Annotated in this window: 9 protein-coding genes; 6 read left to right on the top strand and 3 right to left on the bottom strand. The window is 62.4% G+C overall.

The genetic code is table 11. The features are described from left to right. Nucleotides 1-117: 117 nt before the first annotated feature. A complete protein-coding gene (locus JF781_RS26725) occupies nt 118-465 on the top strand; it encodes a helix-turn-helix transcriptional regulator (RefSeq protein WP_225330515.1) in 348 nt (115 codons plus the stop codon). 76 nt (nt 466-541) lie between these two features. Then, the gene (locus JF781_RS26720; RefSeq protein WP_225330516.1) at nt 542-1,951 is read left to right on the top strand and encodes a hypothetical protein; all 1,410 of its coding nucleotides are present in this window, start codon (nt 542-544) and stop codon (nt 1,949-1,951) included. A 61-nt stretch (nt 1,952-2,012) separates the two neighbouring features. Here the strand turns inward: JF781_RS26720 and JF781_RS26715 are convergent, their stop codons facing one another. Then, nucleotides 2,013-2,609 (bottom strand): helix-turn-helix domain-containing protein, encoded by a 597-nt coding sequence (locus JF781_RS26715; protein WP_308011606.1) that lies wholly within the window; start codon nt 2,607-2,609, stop codon nt 2,013-2,015. Between the two features lie 115 nt (nt 2,610-2,724). On the opposite strand from JF781_RS26715, the gene JF781_RS26710 reads away from it, so the two are divergent. From JF781_RS26710 to JF781_RS26700, 3 genes are all read left to right on the top strand, one after another. Continuing rightward, nucleotides 2,725-3,624: an alpha/beta fold hydrolase gene (locus JF781_RS26710; protein ID WP_225330518.1), complete on the top strand. Its 900-nt coding sequence runs from the start codon at nt 2,725-2,727 to the stop codon at nt 3,622-3,624. Further along, the gene (locus tag JF781_RS26705) at nt 3,624-5,165 is read left to right on the top strand and encodes an MFS transporter (RefSeq protein WP_374109794.1); all 1,542 of its coding nucleotides are present in this window, start codon (nt 3,624-3,626) and stop codon (nt 5,163-5,165) included. Before JF781_RS26710 ends, JF781_RS26705 begins: the two co-directional genes overlap by 1 nt. 235 nt (nt 5,166-5,400) lie before the next feature. Next, nucleotides 5,401-5,865, top strand: a complete 465-nt coding sequence (locus JF781_RS26700) for a hypothetical protein (RefSeq protein ID WP_225330520.1) — start codon at nt 5,401-5,403, stop codon at nt 5,863-5,865. A 547-nt stretch (nt 5,866-6,412) separates the two neighbouring features. Here the strand turns inward: JF781_RS26700 and JF781_RS26695 are convergent. Together JF781_RS26695 and JF781_RS26690 are read right to left on the bottom strand one after the other, a co-directional pair. Further along, a complete protein-coding gene (locus tag JF781_RS26695) occupies nt 6,413-7,525 on the bottom strand; it encodes an oxygenase MpaB family protein (protein WP_225330521.1) in 1,113 nt (370 codons plus the stop codon). Between the two features lie 330 nt (nt 7,526-7,855). Continuing rightward, entirely contained in the window at nt 7,856-8,101 is a 246-nt protein-coding gene (locus tag JF781_RS26690; protein WP_225330522.1) for a hypothetical protein, read from the bottom strand. 466 nt (nt 8,102-8,567) lie between these two features. Here JF781_RS26690 and JF781_RS26680 point away from each other — a divergent pair. Next, the coding region (locus tag JF781_RS26680; RefSeq protein ID WP_225330523.1) for a DUF1906 domain-containing protein at nt 8,568-9,374 on the top strand (807 nt) is incomplete at its 3' end.

Here is a 9,374-nt window from a genome sequence, read left to right as displayed (position 1 = left end):
CTACGCCAGTACCACATCGCTTTACACCGGCGTCTCCAGTGATTTTCGAACCCGCACGGTACGCCGGGTCCTCGACAGGACCATCAAAGATGCGCTCTCGCTCGGAGAGGAAACATCATGAGACGCGAAGTCGACTACAGTTGGCGCCTTGCTGAGTTGATGGCGGCCCACGGCATGCACAACAGCACCGACCTCATCCCCCGGCTCGCTGAGCGCGGAATACACCTCTCCCGCCCACAGGTCTACCGTGTCGTTCATCAACGCCCCGAACGTATTTCCCTGCAGCTGATGGCAGCACTGTGTGACATCCTGGACTGTGGCGTGAACGATCTCGTGACGGTGACCGCCACCGACGTCCGCAAAAAGAAGACCGCCTCCGGCACGACTCCGCCGCCCAACGTCGTCGAACTCAACAAATCAGTGCGGCCACGGCGAGCGCGGATCATCACCGATGGCACCGATTAATCCCACGCCCCGCTCCACCACACGTGGACGACCGCGAGTCACCGGCGGTGCTTTCCAATGCAGCCGCTGCCATCGCATGGTGAACACGCTGCGGGCCTACTGGCCGGGCGATCAGCTTTGCCATAGCTGCTTTTACGCTGCGATGCGCACTCACGGCATCTGCCCCAACTGCGGACATGACGGCGTCCTGCCTGGCCGACTAAACCGCAGCGACCCGCGCCCAATTTGCTTGACCTGCGCCGGAATCGCCGGCAACTTCACCTGCAAAACCTGCAGACAAGAAGGGGAAATCTACCGCCGCGGCAAATGTGCCCGATGCGCCCTGCGCGACGACCTCTGCAAGATTCTTCTGCACCAACCCGCCGTCGACCCCGCGGCTATGCAGACACTCATCGAAGTGCTCTGTGGCGTGGACCGACCCGAAAGCATACTGACCTGGAAACGCAACGTTCAAGTGCTCGAGCTTCTCGGCGGAATAGCCTCAGGCGCAATACCACTCACCCACGACGGCCTAACCGCAGCGGGATCCGGGCGCCACGTCGATCATCTGCGCAGCATTCTGCAACACCACGGACTGCTCCCCGAACGCGACGAACACCTGGCACGCTTCGAAGTCTGGCTCGCGGCCAAACTCGACGCCATCGACTCACCAACGGTCCGCGCGCCCGTCGAACAGTTCGCGACCTGGCACCACCTCAGACGCCTGCGCAGCGAGTCCAAACCCGGCCAGGCCACTGACGGCCCCAAACGGTCGGCGAAACAAGAGATCACCGAGACCATCAAGTTCCTCACCTGGCTTGAGAGCACCCACGGCCGGGGCATCGATCACTGCACCCAGCAGGACGTCGACGAATATCTCGGATCAGGGCCGACCACCCGCCATTCGATCCGCACCTTCTTCATCTGGGCCAAGAAGAGCAAGATCAATGTCGCGGTACAGATCGGCTTCCGACAGGCCAACAGCACGCCGACGATCACCCAGGAACAACGGCTCGCCTGGCTCAAGGAACTGCTCACCGGCGATTCCGAAAGCCTTCCCTACCGCGTCGCCGGCGTCCTGCTGCTGCTCTACGCCCAGCCTCTGACCAAAATCGCCGCCCTGCAGAGCACCGCGATCACCCACACCGACGGCGAGACCCGAATCGCGCTCGGCAAGGATCCGATCCCCGTTCCCGAGCCGTTCGCATCCCAACTCAACTATCACCGCTACAACCGGCCGAACCTGCGTACCGCAGGCGGAGCGCTCGGTACCCCATGGCTATTTCCCAGCATCCGACCAGGACGGCACATCGACCCGCAAGCCATCATGAAACGGCTACGAACGCTCGGCGTCAACCTGCTCGGTTCACGCAACACCGCCCTACAAGAACTCGTCTCTGAAATCCCCGCTCCCCTGGTCGCCGAAATGGTCGGCTACAGCGACCAAGTCACGCAGAAGCACGCCGCGGAGGTCGGCAGCACATGGGCGAAATACGTTCGGCGATAAGCGAATTGGCTAATCATCGGTGGTGCAACTGGCGACAAGCAGACCCTCGGGCGCTTAGCGTTTAGGGGTTCACGGGTGCGGCGAAAATGGCGCGCACGGCATCTTCGTCGCCTTGGATGTCAACGAGCCCGAGGACGTCGTTGAGTGCGAGCACGCCTGCCGCCAGCCCGAGAATTATTGGCGCGTCAGCGCTCAGAACGGCGTCGAGCTCTCGATCATCCTGCGGGGTAACTTCGATGCCTGAAGGTGTCGCCCGCACCTGGACAACTCGACGGTCGGTATCGCCGTTCACGGTGATGCCGACCGTCGATGACCGATCTGCAACCGCTCTGCCCTTGAGCAGGGCGGGCAACGCGACCAGGAGCCCGTCAGGGTGGAAGGTATCGCCTTCGGGCCCTCGGATCATGAGCGGCGTGGACCAGCGGATGAGGCCGTCGATCGGCTCGCGTAGTTGGGCACCCCAGGTCGTGAGGGCGTACGTGATAGCCCTGCCGTGTTCGGCCAGCCGCCGTTCGATCACGCCGACCGCTTCCAAATCGCGGAGCCGATCGGCGAGCAGATTGGTGGCGACGCCGGGAAGACCATCAAGTAGCGCCTGGTAGCGGGCCGGAGCAATGAGGAGTTGGCGGACGATGAGCAGATTCCACCGGTCGCCCACAACATCGAGCGCTCGGGCCAGTCCGCAGTACTGGCCGTAGCTTCGACTCACGCTAGCTCCTTGAGCTTTTCAAGTTAACGTGATTATATCAAGTACATACGGGAAGGGGCTAGTCGTGACCGTCGCTGAGCGACCCGCCTGGGTCGATGACGAGTTGTTCCCCTTTGAGAGCCGCTTCGCCGACATCGACGGGCACACCATCCACTACGTCGATGAAGGCTCAGGTCCCACGCTGCTGTTTCTGCACGGCAACCCGACCTGGTCGTTCGACTACAGCAAGGTCATCCAATCCCTGCGGAAGGAATTTCGTTGCATCGCAGTGGACTACCCCGGATTCGGGCTGTCGGCGGCAGCGCCGGGATACCGCTATCTGCCCGCCGAACACGCCCAGGTGATCGGGGCGTTCGTCGAAGCACTTGCGCTGAGCGGGGTCACACTGGTGGCTCACGACTGGGGCGGCCCGATTGGGTTGGCCACGGTGCAACATCGTCCCGAAACCTTCGACCGGCTGGTGCTGACCAACACATGGGCATGGCCGGTCGGCGCCCCGCTCGTGCGGATCATGTCCCATGTGATGGGCAGCCCGATCGGGCGCCTGCTGATCCGCCAGCTCAACCTCTTCGTCAACGTCATGATCCCCGTCGGGCACCGCTTGACTAAGCCCACCGACGAGCAAATGGCCCACTACCAAAAAGCCCTCGACAGTCCCGGGCGGCGGGAGGCCTCGGCTGTGTTTCCCCGCCAAATCACCGCCAGCCGCGCCTTTCTCGCCGACGTTGAAGCGGGCTTGAGCGGCATCATGGCACTCCCGACGCTCATCATCTGGGGAGACTCCGACTTCGCTTTCGGAAACAGCGAACTGCGGCGGTGGGAACAGACCTTTACCGATCACCAGACCGTCATCGTCAAAGGTGCTGGCCACTTCGTCCCATCCGACGCCGCCGGGCAATTCGCGGCAGCGATCCGCCGCTGGCACACACAGCCCCCTGCCGGCGAACCCCCCGGGACAAACTAATGGAGGCGGCTGTCATGCATCGCAAGGCGGGAATCCTGGTCGCGGTGTATGTGGCGGTGCTCGCGATCAACCTCGATGTCACGATCGTCAACGTTGCGCTGCCCCGCATCGCGACCGAACTCGGTGCTGATACGCGCGGACTGCAGTGGGTGGTCGACGGCTACAACCTAGCGTTCGCCTCGCTGGTGCTGGCCGCGGGAAGTCTCTCGGATCGCTACGGACGTCGGCCGGCCCTGCTGATCGGATTGCTCGGATTCGCGGTCACCAGCGCGGTGGGTGCCCTAGTCGATAGCTCCGGCGCACTGGTCGCCGCGCGCTTCGGCATGGGAGCGTTCGCCGCATTGATTTTCCCCACGACGCTGTCGATTATCACCAACACCTACCCCGACCGCCGCCAGCGCGCGGCCGCACTCGGCGGGTGGGGCGCGGTCGTCGGGGTCGGCGTCGCAGCAGGGCCGGTCACGGGCGGACTACTCCTCAACCACTTTTACTGGGGGAGCGTGTTTTGGGCACTGGTGCCGCTCGCCCTTGTTGCCGCAGTACTCGGGTTCATTCTGGTGCCCGAGTCGCGCGACCTTTCGGTGCCCCGGCTGGACATCCGCGGCCTAACAACGTCGGTAGCCGTCCTCGGAGTGCTGGTCTACACAGTGATCGAGGCCCCCGAACGCGGCTGGCGCAGCAGCGCGACTCTGATCGGGTTCGCCATCGCCCTCGGTCTGGCATTCACATTTGTGGCGCTGGAGCGCGCCGCCGAACACCCCATGCTCGACGTCCGGCTATTCACGGATCGACGATTCAGCGCCGCCAGCGGAGCAGTTACCGTCACCTTCTTCGCGCTGGCCGGATTCATCTTCCTCATCACTCAGTACTTCCAGGTGATCCGCGAGTTCAGCCCGCTCTCAACCGGGGCCCGAATCCTCCCGGTCGCGCTGTCGATTGCGGTCGGCTCGCTGGTCGGCGGGCAGCTCACTACCCGCGTGGGCACCCGCGCAGTTGTGGTCACCGGGCTCATCTCGTTCGGCACGGCGATGGCGTGGATCGCCGGCAGCGTCGAAACTGACGCGCCGTACTGGACGTTGATCGTCCCACAGATGCTGCTCATGGGCCTTGGGATGGGGCTAATCGCCACTCCGGCAACCGAATCCATCATGCTCGTACTTCCGCCCTCTCGGGCGGGTGTCGGCTCGGCGGTCAACGATGCCACCCGCGAGTTGGGCTCGACGATGGGTGTCGCCGTCGTCGGCTCGGTGTTCTCGTCGATTTTCGGTGCCCGCCTCGTCGACACCGCCTTCGCGGCAACCGGGAAGGCCGCCGAGGCCGCCAATTCGGTCCCGGTCGCGTTCAATATCGCGGCGCGCAATCCGGGCCTGCTCGCGGCCGCGCAGGACTCATTCCTGTCCGGCCTCGCAGTAGCCTGCGCCGTGGTGGCTGGTCTTTGCTACGTAGCGGCGGTCGCGGGCATGGTCGCGCTGCCTGGCCGACGGTTCCAGCCCCGATTCTCGACCTCGCCGGAACAGTTGGAATCGCTGGGCATGGCCTAAGCACGATCGGCGCGTGTGAGTCGTCATCGAGCAAGTCATTCCTCCTGCCGGCGATCCGGTCCAGACGCCGACAAACTAGTAATTAAGGTCAGTCACCGGATAGAACGCGTTGAACAGTTGCAGCGTGGCACCACCGGTTCCGGCTACTAATGAGCCAAGATGATCGTGGCGGTGTAGCGCCAGGTTCAATCGTGCGCTGACACCGGGCGATATGAACGCGATGAGAGTTAGCCAGATGCCAAAACGCAGCCCCTGGGAGCGGTACCGCCAGCAACAGCGGGCGGCTGACGCCAAGATTCTCGACATCATGCTGTCCTCGAAGCACATGTGCCTGTGCGGCCATCCGCAGGGCTTCCACTGGGCTGATGACAGCGGCGAGAACGTTGGCGAGTGCGCTCCTGCGGATTGTGCCTGCAAGGGGTTCGATGAAGACGTGTTCGCTGAAGCGCGGCGACGCGCCGAGCTAGCGACGGGTATTGGCGCGGATACGCGTGACGAAGCCGGCGTCGACGACGCCTTGGCACGGGCCATGCGCGCCGAGGAGCAGCGCCAGGTCAGTGCCGAGGAATTGTGGGGCCGCGTGCTGCATGCCGACCGCTCCCGCCCAACCAGCAAGCCCCGGCCCTCCACGCTGCAGAACCCGGCGGCACTCGACGCACTACGCGAGCTAGGCGGTAGCCCGGAGGATCTAGCGGGCTAAGGCCATTGCGATCTCACCCGACAGCAAAGATTGCGGCAACGGAACCTTGCCGCGACAACCGAGCCGACTCAGCCATACCGGGCCTGGCAATTAGCGCCTCTCCTCTGCAAATATCTCGACCGTCTCGACAGTCCGTATCGAACGGTATACGGCAGAATCGAATACGGCGGGTTACCAGTAATCGGAGAAGGCTCCACTCTCGGACGTTGCCATCAGTGTCGGTGTCCTGCGGCATGCGTTGGCCATGACATCGACACCGTCTGACTTGGAGTTGATCCGGCTGCCCTCCCATCAATTGGTGCGGACAACTCAAAAACCCCGCAGTCGGATGGCGCGCGGACGTTGATCTCACAGGGTTGGCGGGTTGTGCCCATCGCGCAATGCCGGCCTCGGCGCGTATTGCGATGATCCCAATCAGGCTCAACGCAGCGATTGACTATCTCAAACGCACCTGTGCCGTGGTGCGGAAACCGGATCTCAAAGTGGTTAGTGGGCAATCCTCGGGCGGACAGAGCGGCCGGGTGAAACCGACGGCCCAGCAACCTTATTAGCCGGAAGCAAGCACCCCCCCGCTCGTCTCATCGGTTGGTGAATTTTCTCGCGGGGCGCGGCGGGCGCGACTTTCCCGGAGGGCTTGCTGCGCAGACTCCAGGGTGATGTTGCGTGGATCGACCCCTTCCCTCTCGAAGCCTTCCACCGCGATGGGCAAATAGAGAAACTTCAGCGGGACGAGACGCTCGACGACTGCGTAGAACCGCCGATACATCCACATAAAGCGGCGCGACATCTCCTCGTCGTCGGGGGTCCACTCTAAGTTGAACAGCTCCCGCACATGGGGTGGAAAACTGTTGACAACGACTTGCCGCCGCGCCGCCACCCAGGGCCACACTGTCTTTTTCAGGACCGGAGGCCACCACCGCGGCGCCGGGCGTCGCTCGATAAATTGTTCGAGCATGACCTGAGTTACCTGTGTATTAACCAGATGATTACGCTCGATGTTGTCCAGGTACTGCTCGAAATCGTCGTAGGTATCCGGCTGAGGGCTATCGTCCACTCCCAACATGCTGTACCACTCTTTGGATTCCTCGAATATTTGCTCCTTCACGGCTCGCGGCATGGCCCCGTCAAAATACAGCTGCTCCGTTATTACGATCAATAAGTGATAGAAGAAAGTGACATGCGCAAAATAAAAGGTTTCCGCATTCAAAGCGTGATACGTGCCATCCTGCAGGGTCCCTTTGATGGCCTTGTGCATATTCCGAGTCTTCAGTCCGTATTTCATCGCTTCTTCAGGTGCGTCGTACACCGTACCGTAAATGTACTCACGAGATCTCTGACGCCGCTCTTTATATATCTTGCGGCGCGCGCCGAAGGAGCTGTCACCAGTGAAAAGTACTGAATTGGCGGTTGCTTTCGCCATCTGCGGCCATGCGCCCGCAATTGTGCCCACTACTCCGCCACCAAAAAAGGCAACATCAAGACGCCCCCAATATTTCCATATCAGAGAGCCGGCAGGGAGCGGATGCTGAAGAAGGTCGCTCCGGGACAAACTATGATCGTCCGTAAATTCCGTCACTCTAACGTCTCTCGGGACTACGAGCTCTGGATCAAATGTTGTCTGCATGATTTTCCTGAGCGCCCTGAGGCCCCGGACCGCCATTTAAAACTCCTTGCGTTGCCGATACTCGTCATTTGATTAAGCTCAGTACCCGGCCGTTTACACGCCCAGCCTCGGGTGGCTGATCGACTATCAGCTAACCACCGTTATGCCGACTCTGTCTTGGGTTTCGAGGGTCTGTCGTTCCTTGGCGGGGTTTATCGCACAGCGGAGCGTTACCAGTAAGCGAAACCGCTTGATCTGCTGGTTTCCTTAGCGGGTTGAACACTCGATCTGGATGGCGCTGAGAGCGTTTCGCTCGACCGCGGCCTTCAGCCGGATCCACGCCAGCTCCGACTGAGGGCTGCCACGGTGGCGCGAAGCTGCGTCGGGCTAACCCATTGTCAAGATTGCGGCCGCGGCGAGGCCAAGCACCGTCACGAGGGCCACGAAAATCACCGTGATCGCCGCGCGCACGATCTCTTCTTCCGTGAGCCTCGGGCGCGGCTTCGATTCAACGCGAACGGTGTCTCTTGGACAGCCATTTGCGTTCACTTTTGCGACCGCCAAAAGGAGATCGTCATGCCCGTCGGCCACGTCATTGTCGACTGGGTCGTGCGCGGCGATTGCGGTCGTCATATCAGCCCCCGGGACGCTATAGGCGTTATTGGACGGTCGAAGCTTCGGCTTTCTCGTATATCCGAAGATACGAGCGCGAGATCACGATTGCGGTAACGATCCTTAACGGCCGCAGCACAGTCGTGCTCCTGCACTGCGCGGCGAGCAGGGTGAGCCGCGGTGAAGTTGCCATCGTGACGAAAGACCTTCCCTGCTGCGTCGCGGGAGGGATATGCACCAAACCAATATGGATGTTTACCGGCCGATGCTTCGGCTATGCCCACCATCACTTCCGGCAACACCAACGCGCCGACCATGCTCATCGCCGAGCGCGCAGCGCGGGCGACCGTCGGTTAGGTCGTTCTCCCGCATGTCCTTTCGCGGTCATAGCCGAACGATCACCACTTGGTATCTATTTGGGAATGCAACCGCGTTTCGGCTGGCGCAGGTCTATCGGTAACACCAGTCACATGTTTAACCTTGCGCCGTGCGCAATTTGCCCTCTGCCGCCACCGATGTGCCACTGCGCACGGTCTCCCGGCGCGACGCGCTGCGCTACGCCGCCGCGTTGGCCGGTCTGGGTGCCGCATCGGTAGCCTGCGGCATGGCGACAGCGACTGCCGCGGCTCCCCCTCAGCTGATCGACTTTGCCGCACACCAGATTCCGGCGCAGCAGATCCGGGCTGCCGGCTATAGCGGGGTGGTCAACTACGTCTCGTTGTCACGTCCCGGCTCCTCGTTCGGCGCCAAACCCATCACTCGGTCCTACGCCGACTCACTGACAGCCGCGGGTTTGGTGATTGTCAGTAACTACCAATACGGCAAGCCGGGTGGGTCGACACCGTCAGACTTCACGCGCGGCTACGCGGGCGGCGTCGCGGATGCGCGCACCGCCTGGCGTTTGCACACCGCGGCAGGCGGCGGCCAGAGTGCGCCGATTTTCTTCACCATCGACGAGGACATCAACCGCAACACCTGGATTCACACCGCGCTGCCGTGGTTTCGCGGAATCAACTCAGTTCTTGGGGTTCAGCGCACGGGGGTCTACGGAGGCGTCAGGGTCTGCCAGTGGGCCGCGGCCGATGGCGTTATCGGGTCTTCGAGCACACCTGGCCGCCGGTGGGCCTGGCAAACTCGAGCCTGGTCCGGTGATCAGGTCCACCCCGCCGCTGTTCTCTACCAGCGCGTCGTGAGCACCGCGTCCAATCCCGGGCCGAAGGTCGGCGGATTCGAAGTGGACGTCAACGACGTCCTGGCCCCCGACTGCGGCCAGTGGAATCTCCATGCGGGTCGT

Origin of the sequence: Mycobacterium sp. WUMAC-067, from assembly GCF_020217485.1 — a bacterium.
GTDB lineage: Bacteria > Actinomycetota > Actinomycetes > Mycobacteriales > Mycobacteriaceae > Mycobacterium.
This window is presented reverse-complemented; position numbering and strand designations above follow the sequence as displayed.